The 25,681-nt window shown below is 70.6% G+C and carries 23 protein-coding genes; 5 read left to right on the top strand and 18 right to left on the bottom strand.

The window, feature by feature from the left end:
* Positions 1–94: 94 nt before the first annotated feature.
* From grxD to recQ, 6 genes are all read right to left on the bottom strand, one after another.
* The gene (gene grxD, locus AC0IWM_RS15060) at positions 95–436 is read right to left on the bottom strand and encodes a Grx4 family monothiol glutaredoxin (RefSeq protein WP_056473356.1); all 342 of its coding nucleotides are present in this window, start codon (positions 434–436) and stop codon (positions 95–97) included.
* A 32-nt stretch (positions 437–468) separates the two neighbouring features.
* Positions 469–846, bottom strand: coding sequence for a DUF29 family protein (locus AC0IWM_RS15065; protein ID WP_471756277.1), 378 nt, complete (start codon positions 844–846; stop codon positions 469–471).
* A gap of 22 nt (positions 847–868) precedes the next feature.
* On the bottom strand, positions 869–1,105 hold the full coding sequence (locus tag AC0IWM_RS15070) for a BolA family protein (protein ID WP_055951915.1): 237 nt from the start codon (positions 1,103–1,105) through the stop codon (positions 869–871).
* A gap of 33 nt (positions 1,106–1,138) precedes the next feature.
* Positions 1,139–3,364 (bottom strand): phosphoribosylformylglycinamidine synthase subunit PurL, encoded by a 2,226-nt coding sequence (gene purL / locus AC0IWM_RS15075; RefSeq protein WP_471756279.1) that lies wholly within the window; start codon positions 3,362–3,364, stop codon positions 1,139–1,141.
* A 111-nt stretch (positions 3,365–3,475) separates the two neighbouring features.
* Positions 3,476–4,639, bottom strand: a complete 1,164-nt coding sequence (locus tag AC0IWM_RS15080) for a hydrolase (protein ID WP_471756281.1) — start codon at positions 4,637–4,639, stop codon at positions 3,476–3,478.
* Between the two features lie 170 nt (positions 4,640–4,809).
* On the bottom strand, positions 4,810–6,660 hold the full coding sequence (gene recQ / locus AC0IWM_RS15085; RefSeq protein WP_471756283.1) for a DNA helicase RecQ: 1,851 nt from the start codon (positions 6,658–6,660) through the stop codon (positions 4,810–4,812).
* Between the two features lie 107 nt (positions 6,661–6,767).
* Here recQ and AC0IWM_RS15090 point away from each other — a divergent pair, with 107 nt between their 5' ends.
* Complete coding sequence (locus AC0IWM_RS15090) at positions 6,768–7,028, top strand: type II toxin-antitoxin system VapB family antitoxin (protein WP_471756285.1); 261 nt, start codon at positions 6,768–6,770, stop codon at positions 7,026–7,028.
* Between the two features lie 3 nt (positions 7,029–7,031).
* Here the strand turns inward: AC0IWM_RS15090 and AC0IWM_RS15095 are convergent, their stop codons facing one another.
* From AC0IWM_RS15095 to rpsT, 5 genes are all read right to left on the bottom strand, one after another.
* On the bottom strand, positions 7,032–7,643 hold the full coding sequence (locus AC0IWM_RS15095) for a LysE family translocator (protein WP_471756287.1): 612 nt from the start codon (positions 7,641–7,643) through the stop codon (positions 7,032–7,034).
* 14 nt (positions 7,644–7,657) lie between these two features.
* Positions 7,658–8,785 (bottom strand): DNA replication/repair protein RecF, encoded by a 1,128-nt coding sequence (recF, locus tag AC0IWM_RS15100; protein ID WP_471756289.1) that lies wholly within the window; start codon positions 8,783–8,785, stop codon positions 7,658–7,660.
* A gap of 61 nt (positions 8,786–8,846) precedes the next feature.
* A complete protein-coding gene (gene dnaN / locus AC0IWM_RS15105; RefSeq protein ID WP_471756291.1) occupies positions 8,847–9,968 on the bottom strand; it encodes a DNA polymerase III subunit beta in 1,122 nt (373 codons plus the stop codon).
* 189 nt (positions 9,969–10,157) lie between these two features.
* A complete protein-coding gene (gene dnaA, locus AC0IWM_RS15110) occupies positions 10,158–11,672 on the bottom strand; it encodes a chromosomal replication initiator protein DnaA (RefSeq protein WP_471756440.1) in 1,515 nt (504 codons plus the stop codon).
* 567 nt (positions 11,673–12,239) lie between these two features.
* On the bottom strand, positions 12,240–12,506 hold the full coding sequence (gene rpsT / locus AC0IWM_RS15115) for a 30S ribosomal protein S20 (protein ID WP_056190238.1): 267 nt from the start codon (positions 12,504–12,506) through the stop codon (positions 12,240–12,242).
* A 240-nt stretch (positions 12,507–12,746) separates the two neighbouring features.
* Between rpsT and speB the strand changes: the two genes are divergently transcribed.
* Together speB and AC0IWM_RS15125 are read left to right on the top strand one after the other, a co-directional pair.
* A complete protein-coding gene (speB, locus tag AC0IWM_RS15120) occupies positions 12,747–13,736 on the top strand; it encodes an agmatinase (RefSeq protein ID WP_471756293.1) in 990 nt (329 codons plus the stop codon).
* Between the two features lie 52 nt (positions 13,737–13,788).
* Positions 13,789–14,424: a glutathione S-transferase family protein gene (locus AC0IWM_RS15125; RefSeq protein WP_471756295.1), complete on the top strand. Its 636-nt coding sequence runs from the start codon at positions 13,789–13,791 to the stop codon at positions 14,422–14,424.
* 44 nt (positions 14,425–14,468) lie between these two features.
* On the opposite strand, the gene AC0IWM_RS15130 is transcribed toward AC0IWM_RS15125, so the two are convergent.
* The 4 genes from AC0IWM_RS15130 to ubiE all read right to left on the bottom strand — a co-directional run bounded on the left by AC0IWM_RS15130 (position 14,469) and on the right by ubiE (position 18,749).
* Positions 14,469–14,756: a hypothetical protein gene (locus tag AC0IWM_RS15130; RefSeq protein ID WP_471756297.1), complete on the bottom strand. Its 288-nt coding sequence runs from the start codon at positions 14,754–14,756 to the stop codon at positions 14,469–14,471.
* Between the two features lie 270 nt (positions 14,757–15,026).
* Entirely contained in the window at positions 15,027–16,298 is a 1,272-nt protein-coding gene (gene coaBC / locus AC0IWM_RS15135; protein ID WP_471756299.1) for a bifunctional phosphopantothenoylcysteine decarboxylase/phosphopantothenate--cysteine ligase CoaBC, read from the bottom strand.
* 47 nt (positions 16,299–16,345) lie between these two features.
* The gene (gene ubiB, locus AC0IWM_RS15140; RefSeq protein WP_471756301.1) at positions 16,346–17,902 is read right to left on the bottom strand and encodes a 2-polyprenylphenol 6-hydroxylase; all 1,557 of its coding nucleotides are present in this window, start codon (positions 17,900–17,902) and stop codon (positions 16,346–16,348) included.
* Positions 17,903–17,963: 61 nt separating this feature from the next.
* The gene (gene ubiE / locus AC0IWM_RS15145; protein ID WP_471756303.1) at positions 17,964–18,749 is read right to left on the bottom strand and encodes a bifunctional demethylmenaquinone methyltransferase/2-methoxy-6-polyprenyl-1,4-benzoquinol methylase UbiE; all 786 of its coding nucleotides are present in this window, start codon (positions 18,747–18,749) and stop codon (positions 17,964–17,966) included.
* Positions 18,750–18,880: 131 nt separating this feature from the next.
* On the opposite strand from ubiE, the gene mutM reads away from it, so the two are divergent.
* On the top strand, positions 18,881–19,780 hold the full coding sequence (mutM, locus tag AC0IWM_RS15150) for a bifunctional DNA-formamidopyrimidine glycosylase/DNA-(apurinic or apyrimidinic site) lyase (RefSeq protein ID WP_471756305.1): 900 nt from the start codon (positions 18,881–18,883) through the stop codon (positions 19,778–19,780).
* 241 nt (positions 19,781–20,021) lie between these two features.
* Complete coding sequence (locus tag AC0IWM_RS15155) at positions 20,022–21,425, top strand: diguanylate cyclase domain-containing protein (protein WP_471756307.1); 1,404 nt, start codon at positions 20,022–20,024, stop codon at positions 21,423–21,425.
* 7 nt (positions 21,426–21,432) lie between these two features.
* Here AC0IWM_RS15155 and AC0IWM_RS15160 read toward each other — a convergent pair whose 3' ends face one another.
* The 3 genes from AC0IWM_RS15160 to uvrB form a co-directional block, all read right to left on the bottom strand.
* Positions 21,433–22,167: a YidB family protein gene (locus AC0IWM_RS15160; RefSeq protein WP_471756309.1), complete on the bottom strand. Its 735-nt coding sequence runs from the start codon at positions 22,165–22,167 to the stop codon at positions 21,433–21,435.
* Between the two features lie 124 nt (positions 22,168–22,291).
* Positions 22,292–22,675: a hypothetical protein gene (locus tag AC0IWM_RS15165; RefSeq protein WP_471756311.1), complete on the bottom strand. Its 384-nt coding sequence runs from the start codon at positions 22,673–22,675 to the stop codon at positions 22,292–22,294.
* A 104-nt stretch (positions 22,676–22,779) separates the two neighbouring features.
* On the bottom strand, positions 22,780–25,635 hold the full coding sequence (uvrB, locus tag AC0IWM_RS15170) for an excinuclease ABC subunit UvrB (RefSeq protein WP_471756313.1): 2,856 nt from the start codon (positions 25,633–25,635) through the stop codon (positions 22,780–22,782).
* Positions 25,636–25,681: the final 46 nt, after the last annotated feature.

Here is a 25,681-nt window from a genome sequence, read left to right on the forward strand (position 1 = left end):
CGGCTCGACCGGGGCGGATGTTCGGTCGCCTGCCCCGCGGACAAGAAAAAGGGCGCTTTCGCGCCCTCGTTCCGTCCCGCAGGGGTGATGCGCCTCAGGCGGCGGTCGGCGCCTTCACGGGGATGCCCTTCTCGGACAGGAACTGCTGCAGCTCGCCCGACTGGAACATCTCGCGGGTGATGTCGCAGCCGCCGACGAATTCGCCTTTCACGTAGATCTGCGGGATCGTCGGCCAGTTGGAGAAGGCCTTGATGCCGTCGCGGATCGCCATGTCGTCGAGGACGTTCACGCCCTTGAACGGCACCTCGAGGTAGTTGAGGATCTGCACGACCTGGCCCGAGAAGCCGCACATCGGGAATTGCGGTGTGCCCTTCATGAACACGACCACGTCCTGGGACTTGATCTCGTTCTCGATGGTGGTGTTCGCGTCGCTCATGGTGTCTCGATCCTCTAACGTGTGACGCTGATCTAATGATGGTCGGCCGGCCTGTTCAAGGTCGCGGCCAAGCGTTCGAGCGCCCAATCCATCGTGAAGGTCTCGGCGACGAGTTCGTCCGGGGTGAACGGCATCCTGTCGGGCAGGCCCGCGACACGATGATCGTCGTACGTCCGAAGCGATGCTTCCGCCTGGAGTCGGGCCGTCTTCAGGACATGGATGAGGGTCTGGAGCAGTGGCTGCTCCGCCGCGCTGATCTGCGACCGCCCCGCGCTCTCGATCTCCACGGCGACGTTCTCCCAGTCGAGAATGTTCGCCGGGTCGGGCCGCCGCGCGAGTTCGTGCAGGGTCGAGGCCTGCTGCTCGGCCCAGGTCACGATGTCGTCGTCGTAGAGGCTCGGCTGGTCCATGCGGTCCGCCTCCGGAGGGGCCTCAATCCTGCGGGACGCCCGTGGTCAGCGCAAGGGCGTGCAGCACGCCCCCCATCCGCCCCTGGAGCGCGCCGTAGACCATCTGGTGCTGCGCGACCCGGGTCTTGCCCTTGAAGGCCGAGGACAGCACCGTGGCGGCGTAGTGGTCGCCGTCGCCGGCCAGGTCCTTGATCTCGATCCGGGCGTCGGGCAGCGCCTCGCGGATCATCGCCTCGATCTCGCGCGCATCCATCGGCATCGGGTTGGCTCCTGACGATCGGGAAAGGGGGCTTCAGGCGGGAACGCCCGCCGGCTGGCTCGCCATGTAGGCCGGCAGCCAGCCCTCGTGGGTCTCGCGCAACTCGGCCACCGATATGGTCTCGCCGTGCGGCAGGGTCAAATGGTCGTTGCCCGTCACGCCGATCACCGCGGCCGGCACCCCCTGCGCGGAGGCGCTGTAGAGGAGGTCGGGCGCGGTCTCCGGGTCGACGGCGAGGAGGTAGCGGGCCTGGTCCTCGCCGAAGAGGTAGGCGTGGGTCGGCACGCCCGGCGGCACCTCGGGAATTACGGCGCCGATGCCGCCGGCCATCGCCATCTCGGCGAGCGCCACGGCGAGGCCGCCGTCGGACAGGTCGTGGACGGTGTCGACGAGCCCCGCGGTGATGAGTCCGCGCACGAAGTCGCCGTTGCGGCGCTCGACGGCGAGGTCGACCGGGGGCGGGGCGCCCTCTTCACGTCCGGCGACGACCGCGAGGTAGACCGACTGGCCGAGCCAGCCGGCGGTCTCGCCGATCAGCACGAGGACGTCGCCGGCGCGCTTGAGGTCGAGGGTGGCGTGGCGCGTCACGTCGTCGAGGACGCCAACGCCGCCGATGGTCGGGGTCGGCAGGATTCCGACGCCGTTGGTCTCGTTGTAGAGCGAGACGTTGCCGGAGACGACGGGGAAGTCGAGGGCCTTGCAGGCCTCGCCGATGCCCTTGAGGCAGCCGACGAGCTGGCCCATCACCTCGGGCTTCTCGGGGTTGCCGAAATTCAGGTTGTCGGTGATGGCGAGCGGGCGTCCGCCGACCGCCGTGATGTTGCGCCAGGCCTCCGCCACGGCCTGCTTGCCGCCCTCGACCGGGTCGGCCTCGCAGTAGCGCGGCGTGACGTCGGCGGTCATGGCGAGGCCCTTCGGGCCATCCTCGACGCGCACGATCGCGGCGTCGCCGCCCGGCTTCTGCACGGTGTTGCCGCCGATGAAATGATCGTACTGCTCGTAGACCCAGCGCTTCGACGACAGGTCGGGCGAGCCGACGAGGCGCTTCAGGGCCTCGGCGCTGCCCACCGTCTCGGGCACGTCGGCGGCGGCGAGCACCGGCTGGTGCGTGTTGGCGATGTGGGGCCGGTCGTAGAGGGGCGCCTCGTCGCCGAGCTCCTTGATCGGCAGGTCGGCCATGACGACGCCGTCATGCTTCACGACGAAGCGGAGCGTGTCGGTGGTGTGGCCGATGATCGCGAAGTCGAGGCCCCACTTCACGAAGATGGCTTCCGCCTCCGCCTCCATGCCGGGCTTGAGCACCATGAGCATGCGCTCCTGGCTCTCGGAGAGCATCATCTCGTAGGCGGTCATGCCGGCCTCGCGGGCCGGCACCTTCTCGATGTGGAGCTCGACGCCGAGGTCGCCCTTGGCGCCCATCTCCACGGCCGAGCAGGTCAGGCCGGCCGCGCCCATGTCCTGGATCGCGATCACGGCGCCCGACGCCATCAGCTCGAGGCAGGCCTCCAGCAGCAGCTTCTCGGCGAAGGGGTCGCCGACCTGCACGGTGGGGCGCTTCGACTCGGAGGCGTCGTCGAACTCCGCCGACGCCATGGTGGCGCCGTGGATGCCGTCGCGGCCGGTCTTCGAGCCGAGATAGACGATCGGATTACCCACGCCGGTGGCGGCCGCATAGAAGATCCCGTCGGTGCGGGCGAGGCCCACCGCCATGGCGTTGACGAGGATGTTGCCGTCGTAGCGCGGGTGGAAGCCCATGGCGCCGCCCACCGTCGGCACGCCGAAGGAATTTCCGTAGCCGCCGATGCCCGCGACGACGCCCGAGACGAGGTGGCGGGTGCGCGGATGGTCCGGCGAGCCGAAGCGGAGCGCGTTGAGGGCCGCGATCGGGCGCGCGCCCATCGTGAACACGTCGCGCAGGATGCCGCCGACGCCGGTCGTCGCGCCCTGGTAGGGCTCGATGAAGCTCGGGTGGTTGTGGCTCTCCATCTTGAAGACGCAGGCGAGCCCGTCGCCGATGTCGATGACTCCCGCGTTCTCGCCCGGCCCCTGGATCACCCAGGGCGCCGAGGTCGGCAGGCCGCGCAGGTGCTTGCGGGAGGACTTGTAGGAGCAGTGCTCGTTCCACATCGCCGAGACGATGCCGAGCTCGGTCAGGGTCGGGTCGCGCCCGATCAAGCCACGGAAGCGCGCGTACTCGTCCGGCGTCAGGCCGTGCTGGCGGACCAGTTCGGGGGTGATCGGAACATCGTTGCGGAACATGCGACCCTCTCGGCACGGCCCCCGTCCGGGTCCGGCCGTGCGTGACGGCTCTAAAGCGGAACGCCGCGCCCTGGCAACACGCGATCGCGGATCGGGGCCGCTCCCGGAGGGTTAATCCGCCGGCTCTTCCTCGAAGAACCGGCCCTTGGGCTGCTCCTTCACGTCGCGCCAGCGCCGGATTAGGTCGTGGACCGGCTCCGGGCCGGCCACGAAGGCGATGTAGTCGAACGCCTCCGGGTCGCGGCTCGACATCAGCAGCTGGAAGTGCATCCGGAACAGGTTCCACTTGCGCCGCGCGATGATGCGCTTCTCGATCAGGTCCTCGATCCGGACGTGGATCTCGACGGGGCGATGGGCGAAGGGCGCCGGCAGCTTCGAGGCGCTGAGCGGGTTGCGCTGATGCACCGAGAGCCAGTCCCACTTCGCCCGCACGTCGAGCCAGCGGATGGCCTCGCTCGCCGCCACGCGGGCGAGGGCGCCGCGGGTCTCGGCGGCGCGGGGGTCGAGGGTGATCCAGGGAATCACGCTGCCGATGCTGACGAAGGAGACCGGCGTGCCGCGCAGGCCGAATTCGGGATCGGCGGTGAGAACCCGGTCCAGGGCCTCGAGGCCGAGGAAGCTCGACGAGGAATGGCCGATGACCACGATCTCGGAGGCCTTGCCCTCCGCCCCCCGGATGATCGCCGCGAAGGCGTCGAGCCGCGCGCGCATGCGGGTGTCGCCGCCGCCGGCGTGATCGTGGGTGAAGGCGGTGTCGTCGACGAGGTGGGCCACGTAGAACGGCTTGCCGCGGGTCGCCCGCATCAGCAGGGCGAGGAGCCCGTAGGCCAGGACCGGGATCGCGGGGAGCTTCCAGGTCCAGCCCAGGCCGGGCACCAGGGCGACCGCGCCCGCGGCGAGGCCGAGGCTCAGGACGACCAGGAACAGGTAGATCAGGTGAACGCCGACGATGACCCGGGCGAAGCGCCGGGCCTCGCGGCGAAAGGGCCGGATGTAGCCGGACCGGATCAGGCGCCACCACAGGGCCGGCACGGAGAGGAGCCGGCGCCCGTTCGAGCGCGGGAAGCGGGCGCCGACGATGTCGTCCCAGCGGAGCAGGGTGTAGTGCGTCGTGTGCCCGTCGAGGTCGACCCGCCAGTCGACGGCGAGTCCGTCGGCCGTCCGCTCCGGGTCCCCGACCGTGATCGTCATTCCGCGGCGGACGGCCGTCAGCCGGGCCTCGCGCCGGAACAGGCCCCAATAGGTCTCGGGTTCGCGGGGGTCGAACCCCGGCATGTAGAAGACCTGACGGGCGACCGTCGCGGGCGTCGCTGAAGGCGTGATGATGAGAGACCCGTTCGATTCTTGGCTTGCGATCCCTGCCGCGCCCGTCCCTACACGAAGGCGATCCGGAAAGACGAGTGCGAAAGCGCATCAGGCCGGCGAGGTCCGGGAGGGCCGGATCCCTACCGGGCGGCCGGTGCGTGGGAGAGGAAGTCGGCCACCGCCGCGACGAAGCGCTCGCCATAGGCCTCGCGCTTGCGCTCGCCGACCCCGTGCACGGTGCGCAGGGCATAGAGGTCGACGGGCTTGGTGCGCGCCATCTCGATCAGGGTCCGGTCGGGGAACACCATGAAGGCGGCGATGCCCTCGGCCCGGGCGATGGTGGCGCGCAGGCCGCGCAGGTGCTGGAACAGGGCCTCCGTGGCCGGATCGAGGTCGAGGCTCGCCTCCTCGCGGGCCGGCCCGCGCCTGCGGTCGCGCGGTTCGGCCAGCTTCGGCTCCGGGTCGGGCCGCATCTGGATGGCCTCCCGGCCGAACAGAATCGCCTCGCCCTTGTCGGTGAGCGAGAGGCCGCCGAAACCGTCGCCGTTCTCGGTGACGGCCCCGGCCGCGAAGAGCTGCCGCAGCATGGCCCGCCAGGCGGCGATCGGCTTGTCGGCGCCGACCCCGAAGGTCTTGAGCGCGGTGTGCCCGTTGCGGCGGATCGTGTCGGATTCCTTGCCGTGGACCACGTCGCAGACATAGGCCGCTCCGAAGCGCTGGCCGGTGCGTACGATGGCCGAGAGCAGCTTCTGGGCCGGGACCGTGGCGTCGATGAGCGAGACGCCCGAGCGGCAGAGGTCGCAGCGCCCGCAGGGTTCGCTCGCCTCGCCGAAATAGCCGAGCAGCGACTGGCGCCGGCAGGTGGCGCCCTCGCAGAGCGCGATCATCGCCTCGAGCTTGCGCCGCTCCACCCGGCGGCGCTCGTCCGGCACCTCCTTCTCGTCGATCTGGCGGCGGCGCAGGGCCATGTCGTCGAGGCCGTAGATGGTGAGCGTGTCGGCGGGCAGGCCGTCGCGGCCGGCGCGGCCGATCTCCTGGTAGTAGCCCTCGACGTTGGAGGGCATGTCGGCGTGGCAGACGAAGCGCACGTCGGGCTTGTTGATGCCCATGCCGAAGGCGACGGTGGCGGTCATCACCACCCCGTCCTCCTGCAGGAAGGTGTCCTGGTTGCGCATGCGCGTGCCCTGGTCCAGGCCGGCATGGTAGGGCAGGGCGTTGAAGCCGTCCTTCGAGAGGACCTCGGCGAGTTGCTCCGTGCGCTTGCGCGAAGAGCAGTAGATGATCCCGCTCTCGGACCGGCGCGGCCGGAGGAAGCGCTCGATCTGGCGGGTGGGGTTGTCCTTCGGCACGAAGGTCAGGCGGATGTTCGGCCGGTCGAAGGAATGAACGAAGGCCTTCAGCTCGCGGCCGGCCGGAAACAGCCGCTCGGTGATGTCGGCCCGGGTCGCCTTGTCGGCGGTGGCGGTGAGCGCCACGGTCTGGACGTTGCCCAGCGCTTCCCGCGCCCGCGCGAGGTCCCGGTACTCGGGCCGGAAGTCGTGCCCCCATTGCGAGACGCAATGCGCCTCGTCGACGGCGAGCCGGCGCACGCCAGCGCCCCGCAGGGCGTCCATCAGGCCCTCCATCATCAGGCGCTCGGGCGAGACGAAGAGCAGGCGCAGGTCGCCGGAGCGGATCTGCCGCCAAGTCTCGCGGGACGTCGCCTCGGCCACCGAGGAGTTCAGGGTCGCGGCGGCGACGCCGAAGCCGAGCATCTGCTGCACCTGGTCGTGCATCAGGGCGATCAGCGGCGAGACCACGACGGTCAGCGAGGATTCCACCAGCGCCGGAAGCTGGTAGGTCATCGACTTGCCGGAGCCGGTGGGCATCACCGCGAAGACGTCGGTTCCGTCGAGGACGGCGCCGATCACCTCGTCCTGGCCGGGCCGGAAATCGTCGTAGCCGAAGGTGGTCTTCAACGCGGCGCGAGCCTCGTCGAGGCGGCTTGTCATGGGCATCCTGGCCTGGCGGTGTACGGGCGGGCGGCTTATGGCCCCGATGTGTCGGCAATACGCTCGCGGCGTCGACACGGGCGGCGGGCCTATCGGCGATCGGCATAATGCCTCTGGCCATCCGAAGCGAGGAGGTCAATCACCTCGCGGAAAAGGTCGCGGCGCGGGCCGGGGTCAGCAGGTCCGAGGCGGTGCACCGGGCGCGGGCGCACGAGATCGAACGCCCGGAGCCCGGGCCGCCGCACGCCCTCGCCCCATGCAGATTCGCCCGATCCAAGAAAGCACTCGGAGCGGCACCAGGTATCGAGTCGGATGACGGCAGATACCTGAACGAGGCATCCGACGATGTCCCGTCGGTCCACGCCTGACCCTCAACGCAGGGCGATCGCGGCCGCGGCACCGGCCATGACGGTCGCGGAACCCTGGTTCAGCCGGCGGCGCGCCCGCCGCGAGGTGAAGGCCCGGCGGGCGCGGTCGGCCGCGAGGACGTAGAGGCCGAGCACCGTCCCGAGCACAACGACCAGGGTCGCGGCCATCGACCCGAGGCCGGCCGGCGAGAGGTGCGGAAGATCGACGACGCTCGGGAGGAGTGCGACGAAGAACAGGATCACCTTCGGGTTTCCCAGGGTCATCGCGAGCCCGCCCAGGAAGGCGCGCAGGGCGTCCTGGCGCGCGGAGGCGGCCGGCACCGCCGCGTCCACGGGCGCGTTCCAGGTCTTCCAGGCCAAGTAGACGAGGTAGAGGACGCCGCCCGCCTTGAGGGCGACGAAGGCGGCGGCGAAGGCCTGCGCCAGGAGCGCGAAGCCGCAGGCGGCGATGGTGAACCAGACGAGATCGCCGACGATCATCCCCAGGACGAAGCCGACGAGGCCACTGGTGCCCGCGGTCATCACCCGGGCCACGAGCGCGGCGATCCCGGGCCCGGGCGAGGCCACGGCACCGGCATAGATCAGCGCGAAGAGGGCGAGGCTGGAAAGGGGCATGGTCCCGGCGCGAGTCAGTCCTGGACGATCCGCCCGTCCGCGACCTTGACCATATCCGCCCGCCCGTCCAGTTCGCCGAACAGCGCCGGGTCGGCGCCCGTCATCCAGACCTGACCCTGCAGGGCTTCGAGGGCGTCGAAGAGCCCGGCGCGCCGGCGCGGATCGAGATGGGCCGCGACCTCGTCGAGGAGGATCACCGGCGCCAGGCCGCTCATGGCCTGGACGAGCCGGGCATGGGCGAGGACGAGGCCGATGAGGAGCGCCTTCTGCTCGCCGGTGGAGGCAGTGGCGGCGGGCACGTCCTTCGGGCCGTGGCGGACCACGAGGTCGCTGGTCTGCGGGCCGCTCAGGGTGCGCCCGGCGGCGCGGTCGCGGCTGCGGCCCTGGCGCAGGGCCATGCGGAAGCGGTCCTCGGCCTCGATCGCCGGCCACACCGCCACGAGGTCGTCGAGGTCGCCCTCCAGGCGCAGGCCGGCCCAGGGGAAGGGCTGGGCATCGTCGCGTCCCTCGGCGATGAGGCGGTCCAGGCGCTCGGCGGTCTCCCGCCGGGCCAGCGCGACCGCGACTCCGAGTTCGGCGACCTCGCGCTCGATGGCGTCGAGCCACTGCCCGTCATTCGGCCGCTCGTCGAGGAGCCGGTTGCGCGAGCGCAGCGCCCGCTCCATCGCGTTGACGCGGGCGCCGTGCGTGGCGTCGACCGCGAGCACCAGACGGTCGAGGAAGCGGCGCCGGTCGCCGGCCGGCCCGCGGAACAGGCCGTCGAGGTCCGGGGTCAGCCAGACCACCCGCAAGAATTCCGAGAAGGCCACGGGGGAGGGCGCGGTGGCGCCGTCGATGCGGCACAGGCGGGCGGCGCGCCCGTCGAAGCCCGGCGGCTCGTAGCCGGTCCCGATCCGGTGCTCGGCCTCGTCCCCGGCCAGGGTCATCGAGACGGCGAAGCCGCCCGGCCCGCCGCTGCGCGGCATCGCGGCGAGATCGGCCCGGCGCAGGCCGCGCCCGGGGGAGAACAGCGAGATCGCTTCGAGAAGGTTGGTCTTTCCGGCCCCGTTCTCGCCCACCAGGGCGACGAAGCGGCGGTCGACCGCGAGGTCGAGGTCGGCGTGGTTCCGGAAATCGCGGCAGATCAGACGGGTGAGGCGCACCCGTTTGCCCTTAGCCGATCGGCCCGGGCCTGTCTCGCATCGCGACGCGGCAGCGCGCCGGTCACACCCGCATCGGCATCAGCACGTAGAGCGCCGCCGCGCCCTCGCGGTCCTGGATCAGGGTCGGCGAGCCGGGATCGGCGAGCTTGAACAGGGCGGTGTCGCCCTCGAGCTGGCTGGTGATGTCGAGGAGGTAGCGGGCGTTGAAGCCGATATCGAGGGCGGGCGCGTCGTAATCGACGTCGAGCTCCTCGGTGGCGCTGCCGGAATCCGGGTTGTTCACCGAGAGGGCGAGGCGGCCCTCCTGCACGGCGAGCTTCACCGCGCGGCCGCGCTCCGACGAGATCGTCGAGACGCGGTCGACGGCCTTGGCGAAGACCTCGCGCTCGACGGTGAGGAACTTGTCGTTCCCGGCGGGGATGACGCGCTGGTAATCGGGGAAGGTACCGTCGATCAGCTTGGAGATCAGCACCACGCCGCTGGCGAACTTGAAGCGGATCTTGGCCGGCGACAGGTCGATCTCGACGCTCTCGCCGCCATCCTCGACCAGCTTGATGATCTCGGCGACCGCCTTGCGGGGCACGATGATGCCCGGCATGTCGCGGCTGCCCTCGGGCGCCTCGATCTCGACCCGGGCGAGGCGGTGACCGTCGGTGGCGACGCCGCGCATGCGCAGCGCGCCCTCCACCTCGATGGTGTGGAGGTAGATGCCGTTGAGGTAGTAGCGCGTCTCCTCGGTCGAGATCGCGAACTGCGTCTTCTCGATCAGGCGCTTCAGGTCCGAGGCCGCGATGACGAAGCGGGTCGGCAGCTCGCCGGCGGCGAGGTCCGGGAAGTCGCCCTCGGGCAGGGCGCCGAGGGAGAAGCGCGAGCGGCCGGAGCGGATCGTCATCTGGCCGGTCTCGCCGCTGGTCTCCAGCGAGACCTGGGCGCCGTCGGGCAGCTTGCGGACGATGTCGTAGATCACGTGCGCGGGCACCGTGGTGGCGCCGGCATCCACCACGTCGGCGGGGATGGTTTCCGTGACCTCGATGTCGAGGTCGGTCGCCTTCAGCTCGAGGCCGTCCGCATGGCAGCGCAGGAGCACGTTGGAGAGGATCGGGATGGTGTTCCGCCGCTCCACCACGCGGTGCACGTGGCCGAGCGACCGAAGGAGGGCCGCACGCTCGACAGTGACTCTCATGGTCTGAACTCGTGGTCTCTCGTCGGGCGTCGCCGGGAGGCGCGCGATCGACGCGCTCCGGTCCCGCGTGCGCCCTGGCACCGTGGCCGCTGAACTTGGCGAAGCCTCCGGGCGAACGCAAGTGCGAGAGGCCGGCTATCCCGCAGATGATTCGGGGCGTCGCGGGTCGCCGCGACGCCCCGGCGGGCCTCAATCCTGGAGCATGCGCTTCAGGAGCTCGACCTCATCGTTCAGCACGTTGTCCTCGCCGATCAGCTTGTCGATCTTGCGCACGGCGTGCAGCACCGTGGTGTGATCGCGCCCGCCGAAGCGGCGGCCGATCTCGGGCAGCGAGCGCAGGGTGAGGACCTTCGACAGGTACATCGCGATCTGGCGCGGCTTGACCACGGCCGCGGTGCGCCGCTCTGAGAGGATGTCGGAGCGCGAGACGTTGTAGCGCGAGGCCACCAGCTTCTGGATGTCCTCGATCTTGATGCGCTTGGGCTCGCGGTTCTTCACGAGGTCGCGGATCGCGGTCTCTGCGGTCTCCATGGTCACGGCGGTGCCCGTGAGGGTCGCGTGGGCCAGGAGGCGGTTCACGGCGCCCTCGAGGTCGCGGCCATTGGCCGTGATCGCCCGGGCGACGTAGGTCGCCACCGTCGGCGAGACCTCGAAGTTCGGGTGCGAGACCTGCACGGCGGCGAGACGCGCCGACAGGATGGAGGTGCGCAGCTGCTCGTCGAGGCTGCCGATCTCGACCACGAGGCCGCCGGCCAGGCGCGAGCGCACGCGCTCCTCCAGGGCTTCGAGCTCGGTGGGCGGGCGATCCGAGGCGACGACGACCTGGCGGCCGGCATCGATCAGCGCGTTGATGGTGTGGCCGAACTCGGCCTGGATCGACTTGCCCTGGATGAACTGCACGTCGTCGAGGATGAGAAGGTCGATCGCCCGCAGGCGCTCCTTGAAGGCGAGGGCGTTCTGGGTCTTCAGGGCGTTCACGAAGCCGTACATGAAGCGGTCGGCGGTGAGGTAGATCACCCGGCGGCCGGATTCGCGGGCCGCGTGGCCGATGCCGTGCAGGAGATGGGTCTTGCCCAGGCCGACGCCGGCATGGAAGTAGAGCGGGTTGTAGAGCGCGCCCTGGCCGTCGTGACGGGCGACGCGCTCGGCGGCGGCGTGGGCCAGGGCGTTCGAGCGGCCGACGACGAAGCTCGCGAAGGTCAGGCGGTTGTCGAGGGGCGCGCCGTTGAGGTCGCCGCCGGCCTCGCCGCGCGGGGCCTGGATCGACTCGCCCTCGGAGGCGCTCATCGCGTCGCCGTGCGACGGCATCGCGGCGTTGACGGATTGCAGGCGGGCCAGAGGGCTCGCCGCGCTGCTCGCCGTCTTCGGGGTGCTCGGGACGGGTCGGGCCGCGGCGGACGGGCCGCGCACCGAGACGTCGAGGCGCGAGACGGTCTCGACCTCGCTGCGGAAGGTGTTCAGCACGCGATCGAGGTAGTGGGATTCGATCCAGCTCTTGAGGAATCGGGTCGGGACCGTGAGGCGGGCGGTCCCGTCGACGACCTCCACCAGTTCGAGCCTGGCGAACCAGCTCGCGAAGACATCCTCACCCAGCTCCGCCCGCAGGCGGCGCTTCACCCGGGCCCAGGCGGCCACCATATCGGGACCGCTCACGCCGCTCATGCCCATCTCGGCATTGCCGGACACGCTTCCGTCGACATGCATCATCGCTCTCCTCGTGCCGAGGGCGGAGGGCCGCCACCGGTACGTACGCACACTTGACTGACGTCGCGCCCCGCGAGGTATTCGCGAGACCCATAATGCCGGGCCAGAGTCAACAGGCTCTGGAGTGGCTTTTGTCGATGAAGCAAGCCTATCAACAATAAGCTACGGTTCTCCTAACAACGGGACTTATGGGGACAGCAAAAATTGCAGCAATTCCGGCCTGGGGTTCGTGGCCAGAGTCGAGGCGACCATCCCACCTTGTGGACGATTCGGCTTGGACTCAGAGGTGCGGGGGATTTGCTGGTTCATCGTCAGACATCGTTAAGCTACACTCGGCACGAACGGGTCGCAACAAAACAGATTTCGGTTAGCGTTAACGCCTTATCACCGAAACTGTCCTGATTCGGGAGTCCGATCGCAGCGGCGCTTCGCCAGACCGTGCGGCACGGGCCGGGCCCAGCGGGCGGCCTTCGCCTCCGCATCGGGCGCCTCCGCATCGAGAAGGCCGAAACGAAAAAAGCCCGGCATCGCTGCCGGGCTCCTTCGCGTCACTGCTGGAAGGATGGCTTAGGCGGCGAGCGCCTTCACCCGCGCGGCGAGGCGCGACACCTTCCGGGAGGCGTTGTTCTTGTGCACGATACCGTGCTGGGCGGCCCGCATGATCTCGGGCTCGGCGGCGCGGAGGGCGGTCAGCGCGTTCGACTGATCACCGGTGGCGATGGCCTCCTCGACCTTGCGGACGAAGGTGCGCATACGGCTGCGACGCGAGCGGTTGACCGCGGTGCGCTTCGCAATCTTGCGGGTCATTTTCTTGGCCGACACGGTGTTGGCCATGGGGCATCCTCGTCACGTTTGAGGCGATCGCGACGAGCCCGCGGGCTGAGATGTCGGTTGATCGCGTGCAGGTTGTTCGGGCAATGGCGAAGCCGACGATCGCGGTGTGCGCGCCCGTCGGCGATGGGGGCTCTATAGCCACGCGTTGCCGATCCGTCAACGGAACGTCATCGTGCCGTCTTCGGTCCGGCGCGGAAAGCCGGTTCGCCTCCATCACCATCCCCGTCACGAGGAGACCCCATGCTGAGCGCGGCGGATCAGGCACGGATCGCACGGCACAGCCCGCTCTCGGGCATGGCGACGCCCCGGTTCTCGGGGCTTGCGAGCTTCATGCGCCTGCCCCTCGTCGATCCCGCGGAGGCGCCGGGGCGAATCGATATCGGCCTCATAGGTATTCCGTTCGACGGCGCTACCACCAACCGGCCGGGCGCCCGCCTCGGTCCGCGCGGGGTGCGGGAGGCCTCCACCGGCACCCGCGCCCGCAACGCCGTCACGGGCATCGCGCCCTACGACCTCGCGGCCTGCGCCGATCTCGGCGACGTGCCGGTCAATCCCATCGACGTGGCGGCGACCGCCCGGGCGATCGAGGCCTTCTACCGGCCCCTGGCGGAGGCCGGCATCGTGCCGCTCTCGGTGGGCGGCGACCACTTCGTCACCTACCCGGTGCTGCGCGCCCTCGGGCGGCCCCGTCCCGTCGGCCTGATCCACGTCGACGCCCACAGCGACACGGATGACGGGCAGTACGACGGCACCCGCCTGACCCACGGCACCCCGTTCCGCCGCGCCATCGAGGACGGCGTGCTCGACCCGCGGCGGATGGTGCAGATCGGCCTGCGCGGCAGCACCGATTCGGCGGACGAGCTCGACTGGGCCCTGGCTCAGGGCGTGCGCATCGTGCCAATGGAAGCGGTCGTCGCGCGCGGCCTGCCGGATGTCCTGGCCGAGGCCCGCGCCGTAGCCGGGACCGGCCCGGCCTACCTCAGCTTCGACATCGACGCCCTCGATCCCGCCTACGCGCCCGGCACCGGGACGCCCGAGATGGGTGGATTCACGTCCCGGGAGGCGTTGCAGATCGTCCGCGCCCTGCGCGGCCTCGACCTCGTCGGCGCGGATGTCGTCGAGGTCGCCCCGCCCCTCGATCCCTCCGGCGTGACGGCGCTCGCCGGGGCGACCCTCGCCTTCGAGATCCTGTGCCTCCTGGCGGTGGCCGTGGCGGCGCGGCGCGATTGACGCGGTGGACCCGAATGGAAAGCCTGCACCGATCGATTCGCAGGAGCCGACCTTGGACGCCGACCTGACCCTCTACCACTCGCCCCAGACGCGCTCGACCGGCGTGCGCATCCTGCTCGAGGAGCTCGGCGCGCCGCACAGGCTCGACGTCCGCGACCTGCGGTCGGGACAGGGGCGGGATCCCGCCTACCTGCGGGTCAATCCCCTGGGCAAGGTCCCAGCCCTGCGCCACTGCGATGCGCTGATCACCGAGCAGGCGGCGATCTACCTGTACCTCGCCGACCTGTTTCCGGAGCGGGGCCTCGCCCCGCCGATCGGCGACCCGCTGCGGGGGCCGTACCTGCGCTGGATGGTGTTCTACGGATCGAGCTTCGAGCCGGCCGTGGTCGACCGGGCGCTCCAGCGCGAACCCGGCCCCAAGGCGATGTCGCCCTACGGTGATTTCGATGCGGTGCTGAAGACGGTGGTGGATGCGCTCACGCCCGGTCCTTACCTCCTCGGCGCGCGGCACTCGGCGGCCGACGTGCTCTGGGGGTCCGCGCTGAACTGGACCACGAGCTTCAAGCTCGTGCCGGAGGAGCCCGCGATCATGGCCTACCTCGCCCGCATCAACGCCCGACCGGCGGTCGGCACGATCCTGGCGGCCGAGGCCGCCCTCTCGGCGGAGCTGGAGGCGGCAAGGGGGTGATTCCCGAAACCGGTCTCGGCCGCGTGACGGAGCCTGGCGAAGCCTCAGCCCGGCGGCAGCGACGTCGCCGTGTTGCGGGCCGCCACGTCGGAGGCCGGCGCGGTGGGGGCGTAGGCGGCGATCAGGTGGACGCCGATCACCGGGCCGAAGACCAGGGTCATCATCACGGCCATGATCAGGGCCACGTTGGCATCGCCCGAGGCGGCCTTGCGGACTTTGGGGCGACGCGTCTTGACGCGCACCGGCGCCGCGCCGTCCGCGCGGCGGAAGCTCAGGGTCCGCACGGGCGCTACGGCGACGCGCAGGCGTGGAAGGGCGTTCGAGAAGGTCATCGGCTCACCTCGTTCGACCGGGCCATCGGCGGCCGGTCGCGGGCGAGCCCGATCAAGCGATCAGGCGCGGGTCTCGCGGAGGGCCATCGGCGGCGCGGTCCATCGACTACTGTCGCTGGGCATTAGGGTCGGGAGTTCCTGTGGAGCCGCACGGGCGAGCGAATGTGCTGCACGTGCGAACGACGCCGAAATGATGCGGCGGGAGACGTTAGTCAAGCCTTAACGCGCCAGCACCGGATCGGCTCCGCCCGCTTTTCCCGAGGCTGTGGATCAGGCGCCCAGCAGGCCGGCGAAATGTCGGATCAGCCGGCGTCCGACTTCGTCCTTGTCGAGGGTCGGCCAGGTCTCGACGTGGCCGTCGCGGCCGACGAGGTGGACGGTGTTGGCGCTGCCGCCCATGACGCCGCCGGCCGGCGAGACGTCGTTGGCGACGATGAGGTCGCAGCCCTTGCGGGCGATCTTGGCGCGGGCGTTGTCGAGGACCGCGTCCGTCTCGGCCGCGAAGCCGACGACGAGGCGGGGCCGCCCGGCCGAACGCCCCGCGATGGTCGCGAGGATGTCGGGATTCTCGACGAGGGCGAGGGGCGCCGGCGCGGCGCCGTCCTTTTTGATCTTGGACTCCCGGGTCTCGGCCGGGCGCCAGTCGCCGACGGCAGCGGCGAAGATCGCGAGGTCGGCCGGCAGCGCGGCCTCCACCGCCGCCAGCATCTCGCGGGCGGTCTCGACCGCCACGACCTGCACGCCCGGCGGGTCGGGAATCGCCACCGGGCCGGAGACCAGAGTCACGGTCGCGCCGGCCGCGGCGGCCGCGGCGGCGATGGCGTGGCCCTGGCGCCCGGAGGAGCGGTTGGCGAGGTAGCGCACCGGATCGATCGGCTCGTGCGTCGGGCCGGAGGTGACGAGCACATGCCGGCCGGCCAGCGGACCGGCCGGCGAATCGGCGGTGGCTCCGCGTCCCGCCAGAAAGCCGAAGCCCGAGGCCGACCGCGCCTCGGCCAGCATCGCCTCCACCGCGTCGGCGATCTCGGCCGGCTCGGCGAGGCGGCCGGGTCCGAACTCCGCCTCGGCCATGGCGCCTTCGTTCGGGCCGACGACCCGGACGCCGTCGGCCCGCAGGGTCGCGAGATTGCGCTGCGTCGCCGGGTGCTGCCACATCCGCACGTTCATCGCCGGCGCGATCAGGATCGGCAGGGTGGTGGCCAGCAGCACCGTGGCGGCGAGGTCGGAGGACTCACCGGTGGCCATGCGCGCCATCAGGCTCGCGGTGGCGGGCGCGACCACGATGGCGTCCGCGTCCCGCGCCAGCTTGATGTGGCCGATATCGGCTTCCTCGGCCCGGTCGAACAGGTCGGTATGGGCGCGCTCGCCGGCGAGCGCCGCCGCGGCCAGGGGCGTCACGAATTCCTGGGCGCCCTTGGTCAGGAGTGGGCGCACCTGCGCCCCGCGCTCGCGCAGGCGCCGGATCAGGTCCAGCGCCTTGTAGGCGGCGATGCCGCCCCCGATGACGAGGAGGACGCGGCGGTTCTGGAGCGGGCGGGTCATGGTTGAACCCCTCGGGAGGCGAGCCTGACGGATCGTTGCGAAGCAGGCTACCGGAACGCCATCACCAGCGCACCGATGGCGATGCCCCACAGGGCCACCGTCGACCAGATCGCGCGCTTGCGCTCGGACCGGGCGAAGATGTCGAGGCGGCTGGCCTCGCTGGCCCCCGTCTCGTCGAGGCGCACCAGGATGCGGCGCAGGCGCTGGGCCAGGTCGGGAATGTCGGAGACCACGTCGGTGATGGTGAGCGCGGCGCGGCCGAGGCTCTCGACGCGCCCCACGGGACCGAGGTTGCGGGCGATCCAGGAGCGCACCACGGGCTCGGCCCCGGTCCACATGTCGAGCTGCGGATCGAGGGAGCGGGCGACGCCCTCGACCACCACCATGGTCTTCTGCAGCATCACCAGCTCGGTGCGGGTGCTCATGTCGAACAGAGCGGTGATGTCGAACAGCAGGGTGAGCACCTTGGCCATCGAGATCTCGTCGGCCTTGCGCTGGTGGATCGGCTCGCCGATCGCCCGGATCGCCTGGGCGAAATCCTCGACCGAGTGGTGGGCCGGGACGTAGCCGGCCTCGAAATGCACCTGGGCCACCCGCTTGTAGTCGCGCAGGATGAAGCCGAGCAGGATCTCGGCGAGGAAGCGCCGCTCCATCTGGCCGAGCCGGCCCATGATGCCGAAATCGACCGCCACCAGGGTGCCGGTCGGATCGACGAACAGGTTTCCGGGATGCATGTCGGCGTGGAAGAAGCCGTCCCGGATCGCGTGGCGCAGGAAGGACTGGATCACCGCCCGGCCGATGGCCCTGGGGTCGTGCCCGGCCGCCACGATGGCGGCGCGGTCGTTCAGGCGGATGCCCTCGATCCACTCGCTGGCGAGCACGTCGCGGGCGGTCAGCTCCCAGTCGGGCTTGGGGACGCGGAAATCGGCATCGTCCTTCGTGTTCTGGGCCAGCTCGGACATCGCGGCCGCCTCGAGCCGAAAGTCCATCTCCATCATGACGGAGCGAGCGAGGATCTCCACCACCTCGCGGGGGCGCAGGCGCTCGGCCTGGGGCGACAGCGCGTGCACCACGCCGGCCATGAAGCGCATGACCTGAAGGTCGCGCTGGAAGCGCTCGCGCACGCCCGGGCGCATGATCTTGATCGCCAGCACCCGCTCGGCGCCGTCGGCGTCGAGGACATGGGCCTTGTGGACCTGCGCGATCGAGGCCGCCGCGATGGGCGGGCTGAACGAGACGAAGAGATGCGCCACGGGCTTGCCCAGGGCCGCCTCGACGAGGCGGATCGCGGTCTCCTGCGGGAACGGGGGAACGCGGTCCTGCAGGGTCTCGAGGTCGCGGGCCGCCGCCATGCCGACGATGTCGGGGCGGGTCGCCAGGAACTGTCCGAACTTGACGTAGCTCGGCCCGAGGCGCGTCAGCGCGCGCTGGAGGGGACCGGCGCCGGCACCGAGGCCGGGACGCTCCAGCATCCGCCCGATCCGCAGCACGAAGCGCAGGTGCGGCGGCAGGTCGGCGGAATCCACCAGCGCGAGCGCGCCCTCGCGGGCGAGCACGAAGCCGACATGCGCCCCCCGGACCAGGTGAACGACGGCACCGAGCATCAGGCAGCCCAGTCCGTCACAGGACCTGCCGTCACAGGACCCGCCGTCACGGGACCCGCCGTCACGAGACCTTCCAGCCCGAATGGATCGCCACGATGCCGCCCGTGAGGGCACGGTGGCTGACGTGCCGGAACCCGGCCGCCTCGATCATCCCGGCGAAGCGCCCGGGGGAGGGGAACTTGCGGATGGACTCCACGAGGTAGCGGTAGGAATCCGCGTCGCCCGCCACCTGCGCGCCGAGGCGCGGGATCACGTGGAACGAGTAGGCGTCGTAGATCCGGTCGAGCACCGGCAGGTCGACCTTCGAGAATTCGAGGCAGAGGAAGCGGCCGCCGGGCTTCAGCACCCGGTGCGCCTCGGCGAGGGCCTTGTCGATCCGCGGCACGTTCCGGATGCCGAAGGCGATCGTGTAGGCGTCGAACCGCTCCGCGGGCAGCGGCAGCGCCTCGGCATTGGCCGTGACGAAGTCGATGCGCCCGGTGAAGCGGTCGCCCGCCCGCTCGGCGCCCACCCGCAGCATGGCCTCGTTGATGTCGAGGACGGTGGTGTGCGTGCCGGGGCCGCCGGCCTCCAGGGCGCGAAAAGCGATGTCCGCGGTGCCGCCGGCCACGTCGAGGTGACGGAAGGGCCGGTTGCGCGGCGGCCGCAGCATCGAGATGAGGTGCGACTTCCAGGCGCGGTGGAGCCCGCCCGACATCAGGTCGTTCATGAGGTCGTAGCGCTTGGCCACGGAGCGGAAGACGTCGTCGACGCGTCCCTGCTTGTCGTCGAGGGCCACGCTTTCGAAGCCGAAATGCGTGCTCGCCTCGTCCGCGGATTGATCGACCGACCGTTTCACCGAACTCATGGACCACCCTCTCGCGGACGCTCATAGCGAAACGTGGTCGAAATCGCCATCTGCCTTCCGAACCCATTCCCCATCGGCGACGCCGCACGTGCCCCATCGGCGACGCCGCACCGAAGACCCCGATCGAACGCATGCCCGAACTTCCGGAAGTCGAAACCGTACGGCTCGGCCTCGCACCCGCCCTGGTGGGCGCCCGCTTCAGCCGGGTGATCCTGCGACGCCCGAACCTGCGCTTCCCGTTCCCCGACCGGTTCGCCGAGCGCCTGGAGGGCCGCACGGTGACGGACCTCGCCCGCAGGGCGAAGTACCTCGTGGCCGGCCTCGATTCCGGCGAGTCGCTGATCATGCACCTGGGCATGAGCGGCCGCTTCGACGTGGCCCTGCCGGACGGACGCAACCTCTCGCCCGGCGATTTCTACCTGGAGGGCGCGCAGGGCAACGCCAAGCACGATCACGTCGTCCTGGCGATGTCGAACGGCTGCACCGTGACCTACAACGACGTCCGGCGCTTCGGCTTCATGGACCTCGTTCCGACCCCCGCCCTGGCCGAGAGCCGGCACTTCGCCGGCATGGGCATCGAGCCCCTGAGCGAGGCCCTGACGCCGGACGCCGTCGCCCGCCTGTTCCGCAACAGGATCACGCCGCTGAAGGCCGCGCTCCTCGACCAACGCCTGATCGCCGGCCTCGGCAACATCTACGTCTGCGAGGCCCTGCACCGGGCGGGCCTGCATCCCGAGATGCGGGCCGGGCTTCTCGCCAGGCCCGACGGGACGCCGACCCCGAAGGCGCGGCGCCTCGCCAGGGTCATCGGCGAGGTGCTGACGGAGGCGGTGGCGGCCGGCGGCTCGACCTTGCGCGACTATGCCCGGACCGACGGCGCCAGCGGCGCCTTCCAGCACGCCTTTCGGGTCTATGACCGGGTCGGCCATGCTTGCGGGGCCAGGGGATGTACTGGTGTGATCGAGCGGATCGTCCAGTCCGGACGGTCGACGTTCTTCTGCGCGACCTGCCAGACGCAGCCCGCGAAATAACGGAGTCCGAAGACGGCCGGTCGTTTCGTTCCAGAAATCGTCGGGACCGGTCCGTTAAAGCTGATTTGATGATTCGGTGCGAGGATCAGGTCCGAAGAACGGAAATCCGGTTCTTCGGAAAACCTATCCTTCAACCACACGATGAGAGCTTCGGCCCGAGACAATCAGGCCGGTTCCGGCCCGCGGGAGGCGCCGGGTCGGCTCGGTCGGGTGCGCCGGTCCGCTGGAATCCTGGGCACGCATGTACCCCAAAGCGAGCAACGAAGCCGACCGCCTCCGGGCCTTGCAGGATCTCGATCTCCTGGAGGCGGAACCTGAGCCGCATTTCGACGCCCTCTGCCGGACGGCGGCGGCCCTGTTCGGCATGCCGATCTCCTACGTCTCGCTGGTGGCGCAGGACCATCAGCGCTTCGTCGCCAAGTGCGGCTTCGACCTCGACGGAACGGCGCGCGAGGGCGCGTTCTGCAACTACGCCATCCTGTCGGACGCTGTGTTCGTGGTGGAAGACGCGCGGACCGATCCGCGCTTTCGGGACAGTCCGCTGGTCGTCGGGCCGCCGCACGTGCGCTTCTACGCCGGCGCGCCGCTCGTCACGCAGGTCGGCCTGCGTGTCGGCATCCTCTGCGTCCTCGACCGCGTGCCGCGCCGGTTCACGCCGGAGGATTGCGCCCGGCTGCAGGATCTCGCCTCCGTCGTCTGCGCCCAGCTGAGCCTCCACCGGGCCAAGGCGGAACTCCGGGAGCGGGAGGCCCATTACCGGCTGCTCGCCGAGAACAGCTCCGACATGGTGATCTGGGCGACCCTCGACACCGTGCGCCGCTACGTCTCGCCCGCCTCCCGGAGCCTCCTCGGCTACGAGGCGGAGGAGCTGATCGGCACGAAGCCCCTGGACCAGGTCCATCCGGCCGACGCCGAGGCCTATCGCCGGCTGCTCGACGACCTCTGCCACGGACGCGTGACGCGTGCGGTGGCGACCCAGCGCTATCGACGCAAGGACGGCAGCTGGATCTGGGTCGAGGTCAATTTCAACCTGACCTACGAGGCCGAGGGCGGGCGCGCGACGGGCTACGTCGCGGCGGCGCGCGACATCAGCGCCCGCAAGGAGGCCGAGTTCCAGATCGCCCACATGGCCCGCCACGATGCGCTCACCGACCTGGCGAACCGGACGCTGTTCCACGAGCGTCTGGTCCAGGAGCTCGCCGTGAGCCAGCGCCGGGGCGCCAGCTTCGCCGTGCTGTGCCTCGACCTGGACCGGTTCAAGTTCGTCAACGACACCCTCGGCCACCAGGCCGGCGACGCCCTGCTGCGCAAGGTGGCGGATCGTCTGCGCACCCTGGTCCGCGCCGAGGACACCGTGGCCCGGATCGGCGGCGACGAGTTCGTGATCATCCAGACCGGCCCGGTGGTGGGAAGCAGCATCCGCACCCTCGCCCAGCGGCTGATCGAACTGGTGTCCCAGCCGATCGACCTCGACGGCACCAGCGTGACGGTGGGCGTCAGCGTCGGCGTCGCCGTGGCGCCGCAGGACGGGACGGATCCCGACCTTCTGTGCCGGCATGCCGACCTCGCCCTGTTCCAGGCCAAGGATGCCGGCCGAAACACCTTCCGGCTCTACGAGGCCGGCATGCGCTTCGGCCCGGCCTGACGGCCGGTCACCAGCCGCGGACGTCCTCGCCCGTGGGCCGACGGCCCTGCGGCGTCAGCCCGTTGATCACCTGCGGCAGCGCCTGGGCCAGCTGCGACAGCAGGTCGTCGCGGTTCAGGCCGGTGCGCTGCTGCAGGGCGTTCACCGTGTCAGAGCCGAGGGCGTCGGCGAGGCGGTTCGGGGCCACCGGGCGGTTCTCGCCGTGCCCGATCCAGGATTCCATGACGTCGCCGAGGCCGCCCCGCTGGAAGCGGTCGATCAGCCCGTCGAGGCCGCTGCGGCCATCCTGGGCCTCGTGGTCGAGATGCGCGTAGGGGCCGGCGCCGGCGCTGCGATCCTCCGGAGCCGAACCACGGTCTCCCGGGCCGTCGAGCATGCCGGAGAGGTCGCTGAAGTCGCCCTCCCGGCCGGACGGGGGCGGACCCTCGCGGTTCTCGTCCCGCCCGTAGCCGCCTTGGCCGCGGTCCTGGCCGCGGTCCTGGCCGAAGCCGCCGAGATCGCCGCCATCGTCACCGCGCGGGGCGCGCGCCTCGCCGCGATGGCCGCCGCCGAGGAGATCGCCGAGGCCGCCGGCCCCCTTCGACATGAGCAGCATGAGCAGCGCCTGGACGATCGGCGACATCGCACCGCCGAGCATGCCGCCGCCCTGACCACCGCCCTGGCCGCCGCCCCGTCCGGGCTCGCGCCCACCGCCGAGCACCTGCCCGAGCACACCGCCGATGACCTGATCGAGCAGACCCATTGCGCTTCTCCCCTGTATCGCCTGAAGGCGGTGGTGCGAGAGCCGTGGCCGACCGCGTCGGATCGGATCACGTCTCGAGACCTTTGATTTGGCGTGCTTTCTTTCGACGTCGCCGGAAAGCGCTCTAGTCGCGGCGGGTTCCGCCGGTGGCCGCGCGGTCCTTCGCCGGCAGGTGGTCGAGCGGATTGGTGCGTGCGCCCGACCTGGCGCCCGAGGCGGTGACGGCGGTCGTGGCCGAGATCGCCTTCGGCGGAGCGACCTGACCGGTGGGCCGCTCGGCCGCGCCGGCGCCGGTGTCGCGGCCCGGCAGGGTGCCGGGGGTCGGCTGGTCGTTCGGATTGGCCACCGTCTGCGCGGCGGCCGGGCGCAGGCTCGCGGGGCCGACGAGCAGGCCGGCGGCACCCGAGAGGGCGAGGCCGGACAGGAACAGGGCGGTGACCGCGCCACCGGCGCGCGGCCGGAAGACCGGACGGGACGATCGGGATCGGAGAGTCGGAATGCGAGTCACGGGACGGTCTCCGGGCGCGGGGGGACGTCTGATCCCGAACCAAGCCTTGCCGCCGCCGATGGGTTCCGGCCCGCTCGCGGGCAAAAAGCCGGCGGGCCCGGCGCTCAGCCGCGCTTTCGGCCGCCGCCGCCCTTGTATTTCGGCTTCTGGCCGCCGAGCCCCTGGGTCGAGCGGGCCTTCGGGCGCTCCTGCCAGACCGGCGCGCCGACGGGCACCTCGCGGTCGGTGCCCGGCCCCATATTGTCGAGGGTCGGCTTGGAGATGCGGCTCTGCTTGGCGCCGTAGCGCCCGGCCTCGCGCTCGACGTCGCCCTGGCGGGCCATGGGATCGTCCGAGACCAGCAGCTCGGTCGCCTGGAGGCGCTTGAGCTCGTCGCGCAGCCGGGCCGCTTCCTCGAAGTCGAGGTCGGCGGCGGCTTTGCGCATCCGCTTCTCCAGGTCGGCCATGACCGCCTTGAGGTTGTGGCCGATGGTGACGGCGTTCTTGGCGAGCCCGGTATCGACCTGGACGTGGTCGCGCTCGTAGACGCTGTCGAGGATGTCGGCGATGCCGCGCTTCACGCTCTGCGGGGTGATGCCGTGCTCTGCGTTGTAGGCCAGCTGCTTCTGGCGCCGGCGCTCGGTCTCCGCCATCGCCCGCTCCATCGAGCCGGTGATCTGGTCGGCATAGAGGATGCAGCGGGCATCGGCGTTGCGGGCCGCGCGGCCGATGGTCTGCACCAGCGAGGTCTCGGAGCGCAGGAAGCCCTCCTTGTCGGCGTCGAGGATGGCCACCAGGGCGCATTCCGGGATGTCGAGGCCCTCGCGCAGCAGGTTGATGCCGATCAGCACGTCGAAGGCGCCGAGCCGCAGGTCGCGGATGATCTCGATGCGCTCCAGGGTGTCGATGTCCGAGTGCATGTACCGCACCCGGACGCTGTTCTCGTGCAGGTACTCGGTCAGGTCCTCGGCCATGCGCTTGGTCAGCGTCGTCACCAGGGTGCGGTAGCCGGCCTGCGCGACCTCGCGCACCTCGCCGAGGAGGTCGTCGACCTGGGAGCGCGCCGGGCGCACCTCGATCACCGGGTCGACGAGGCCGGTCGGGCGGATGACCTGCTCGGCGAAGACGCCGCCGGTCTGCTCCATCTCCCACTTGGCCGGCGTCGCCGAGACGTGGATCGACTGGGGGCGCATCGCGTCCCATTCCTCGAACCGCAGCGGGCGGTTGTCGAGGCAGGACGGCAGGCGGAAACCGTACTCGGCCAGGGTCGCCTTGCGGCGGAAGTCGCCCTTGTACATGCCGCCGATCTGCGGAACCGTGACGTGGCTCTCGTCGGTGAAGACGAGGGCGTTGTCGGGCAGGTACTCGAACAGGGTCGGCGGCGGCTCGCCGGGCTTTCTCCCGGTCAGATAGCGCGAATAGTTCTCGATGCCGTTGCAGGCGCCGGTGGCCTCGATCATCTCGATGTCGAAGGTGCAGCGCTGCTCGATGCGCTGCGCCTCGATGAGGCGGCCCATCTTCGTCAGCTCGTCGACGCGCTGCTTGAGCTCGGTCTTGATGCCCTTGACCGCCTGCTGGAGGGTCGGGCGCGGCGTGACGTAGTGCGAGTTGGCGTAGACCTTCACGAACTTCAGGTCGTTGATCTTCTTGCCCGTGAGCGGATCGAACTCGGTGATCGACTCGATCTCGTCGCCGAACAGCCCGATGCGCCAGCCGCGGTCCTCCAAGTGGGCGGGCCAGAGCTCGATCACGTCGCCGCGCACCCGGAAGGTGCCGCGGGCGAAGTCCGACTGGATGCGCTTGTACTGGAGCGCCACGAGGTCCGCGATGAGCTGGCGCTGCTCGATCTTCTCCTCCAGCGACACCGTGAACGACATCGCGGTGTAGGTCTCCACCGAGCCGATGCCGTAGATGCACGAGACCGAGGCGACGATGATGACGTCGTCGCGCTCCAGCAAGGCGCGCGTCGCCGAGTGGCGCATCCGGTCGATCTGCTCGTTGATCGAGGATTCCTTCTCGATGAAGGTATCCGAGCGCGGCACGTAGGCCTCGGGCTGGTAGTAGTCGTAGTACGAGACGAAATACTCCACCGCGTTGTCTGGGAAGAAGCTCTTGAACTCGCCGTAGAGTTGCGCCGCCAGGGTCTTGTTCGGCGCCAGGATCAGGGCGGGACGCTGCGTCTCGGCGATGATCTTGGCCATGGTGAAGGTCTTGCCGGAGCCGGTGACGCCGAGAAGCACCTGATCGCGCTCGGCCTTTCGGACGCCGTCCACCAGCTCGGCGATGGCGCGCGGCTGGTCGCCGGCCGGCTCGAACTCGGATTTCAGCGTGAAGGCGACGCCGCCCTCGGACTTCTTCGGCCGGTCCGGGCGGTGGGGCACCCAGGTCTGGCCGTCCCTGAACAACGGATTGCCCTCGGTGAGCAGGCGCGAGAGCGCGTCCACCGTGGCCGAGACGCCGTCCGTGGCCAGCGACGGATCGCCGTCATCCGCCGATCCGGCCGGGTCGAGGCCGGCGGGCACCGGGCCGTCCTCCGGCGCGCGCAGCCCCAGGGCCTGGGCGAGGCGCGGATCGACATCGGCCGCCTCGCCATGGGCGAAGGTCGCCTGCGCGGCCTCGCCGAAGCCCATCCCGGACGTCTTGTCGGGGGTGGCCGGGCTCTTGTCGGGGGTGGCCGGGCTCTTGCCACGTCCGCGCGCCGGCTTCGGCTGTCCCGGACGCGCCGGGGCATGCGGCTCGACCGGCGGCAGGCGATTCCGGTTCAGCGCCGGGCTGAGCAGCGCCGCAAGGTGCTCGTCGAGGGGCTGAAGCTCCGGCTTCGAGGCCTTGGAGTTCGGCGTCCGCGGGCTCGACGCCTTCGCGCCACCTCTAGAGCCCGCCCCCTTCGATCCCGCACCCTTGGAATTCTCGACGTTCCTGGCCAGAACCTCGGCGTCGGGAGCTGGGTCGGATGCGGCGCGTGGCTTCTTCGGAGTCGGCATGGTGCAAGTATGGTTTCTACCGGCCGCTTGGAAAAGGGTGCGATCC

The organism is Methylobacterium sp. AC433 (genome assembly GCF_979253015.1).

Bases quoted from the DNA above. Each gene is read 5' to 3' on its own strand.
- grxD (WP_056473356.1), bottom strand. From the start codon at position 436: ATGAGCGACGCGAACACCACCATCGAGAACGAGATCAAGTCCCAGGAC.
- AC0IWM_RS15065 (WP_471756277.1), bottom strand. From the start codon at position 846: ATGGACCAGCCGAGCCTCTACGACGACGACATCGTGACCTGGGCCGAG.
- AC0IWM_RS15070 (WP_055951915.1), bottom strand. From the start codon at position 1,105: ATGCCGATGGATGCGCGCGAGATCGAGGCGATGATCCGCGAGGCGCTG.
- purL (WP_471756279.1), bottom strand. From the start codon at position 3,364: ATGTTCCGCAACGATGTTCCGATCACCCCCGAACTGGTCCGCCAGCAC.
- AC0IWM_RS15080 (WP_471756281.1), bottom strand. From the start codon at position 4,639: ATGCCGGGGTTCGACCCCCGCGAACCCGAGACCTATTGGGGCCTGTTC.
- recQ (WP_471756283.1), bottom strand. From the start codon at position 6,660: ATGACAAGCCGCCTCGACGAGGCTCGCGCCGCGTTGAAGACCACCTTC.
- AC0IWM_RS15090 (WP_471756285.1), top strand. From the start codon at position 6,768: ATGCCTCTGGCCATCCGAAGCGAGGAGGTCAATCACCTCGCGGAAAAG.
- AC0IWM_RS15095 (WP_471756287.1), bottom strand. From the start codon at position 7,643: ATGCCCCTTTCCAGCCTCGCCCTCTTCGCGCTGATCTATGCCGGTGCC.
- dnaN (WP_471756291.1), bottom strand. From the start codon at position 9,968: ATGAGAGTCACTGTCGAGCGTGCGGCCCTCCTTCGGTCGCTCGGCCAC.
- dnaA (WP_471756440.1), bottom strand. From the start codon at position 11,672: ATGCATGTCGACGGAAGCGTGTCCGGCAATGCCGAGATGGGCATGAGC.
- rpsT (WP_056190238.1), bottom strand. From the start codon at position 12,506: ATGGCCAACACCGTGTCGGCCAAGAAAATGACCCGCAAGATTGCGAAG.
- speB (WP_471756293.1), top strand. From the start codon at position 12,747: ATGCTGAGCGCGGCGGATCAGGCACGGATCGCACGGCACAGCCCGCTC.
- AC0IWM_RS15130 (WP_471756297.1), bottom strand. From the start codon at position 14,756: ATGACCTTCTCGAACGCCCTTCCACGCCTGCGCGTCGCCGTAGCGCCC.
- coaBC (WP_471756299.1), bottom strand. From the start codon at position 16,298: ATGACCCGCCCGCTCCAGAACCGCCGCGTCCTCCTCGTCATCGGGGGC.
- ubiB (WP_471756301.1), bottom strand. From the start codon at position 17,902: ATGCTCGGTGCCGTCGTTCACCTGGTCCGGGGGGCGCATGTCGGCTTC.
- ubiE (WP_471756303.1), bottom strand. From the start codon at position 18,749: ATGAGTTCGGTGAAACGGTCGGTCGATCAATCCGCGGACGAGGCGAGC.
- mutM (WP_471756305.1), top strand. From the start codon at position 18,881: ATGCCCGAACTTCCGGAAGTCGAAACCGTACGGCTCGGCCTCGCACCC.
- AC0IWM_RS15155 (WP_471756307.1), top strand. From the start codon at position 20,022: ATGTACCCCAAAGCGAGCAACGAAGCCGACCGCCTCCGGGCCTTGCAG.
- AC0IWM_RS15160 (WP_471756309.1), bottom strand. From the start codon at position 22,167: ATGGGTCTGCTCGATCAGGTCATCGGCGGTGTGCTCGGGCAGGTGCTC.
- uvrB (WP_471756313.1), bottom strand. From the start codon at position 25,635: ATGCCGACTCCGAAGAAGCCACGCGCCGCATCCGACCCAGCTCCCGAC.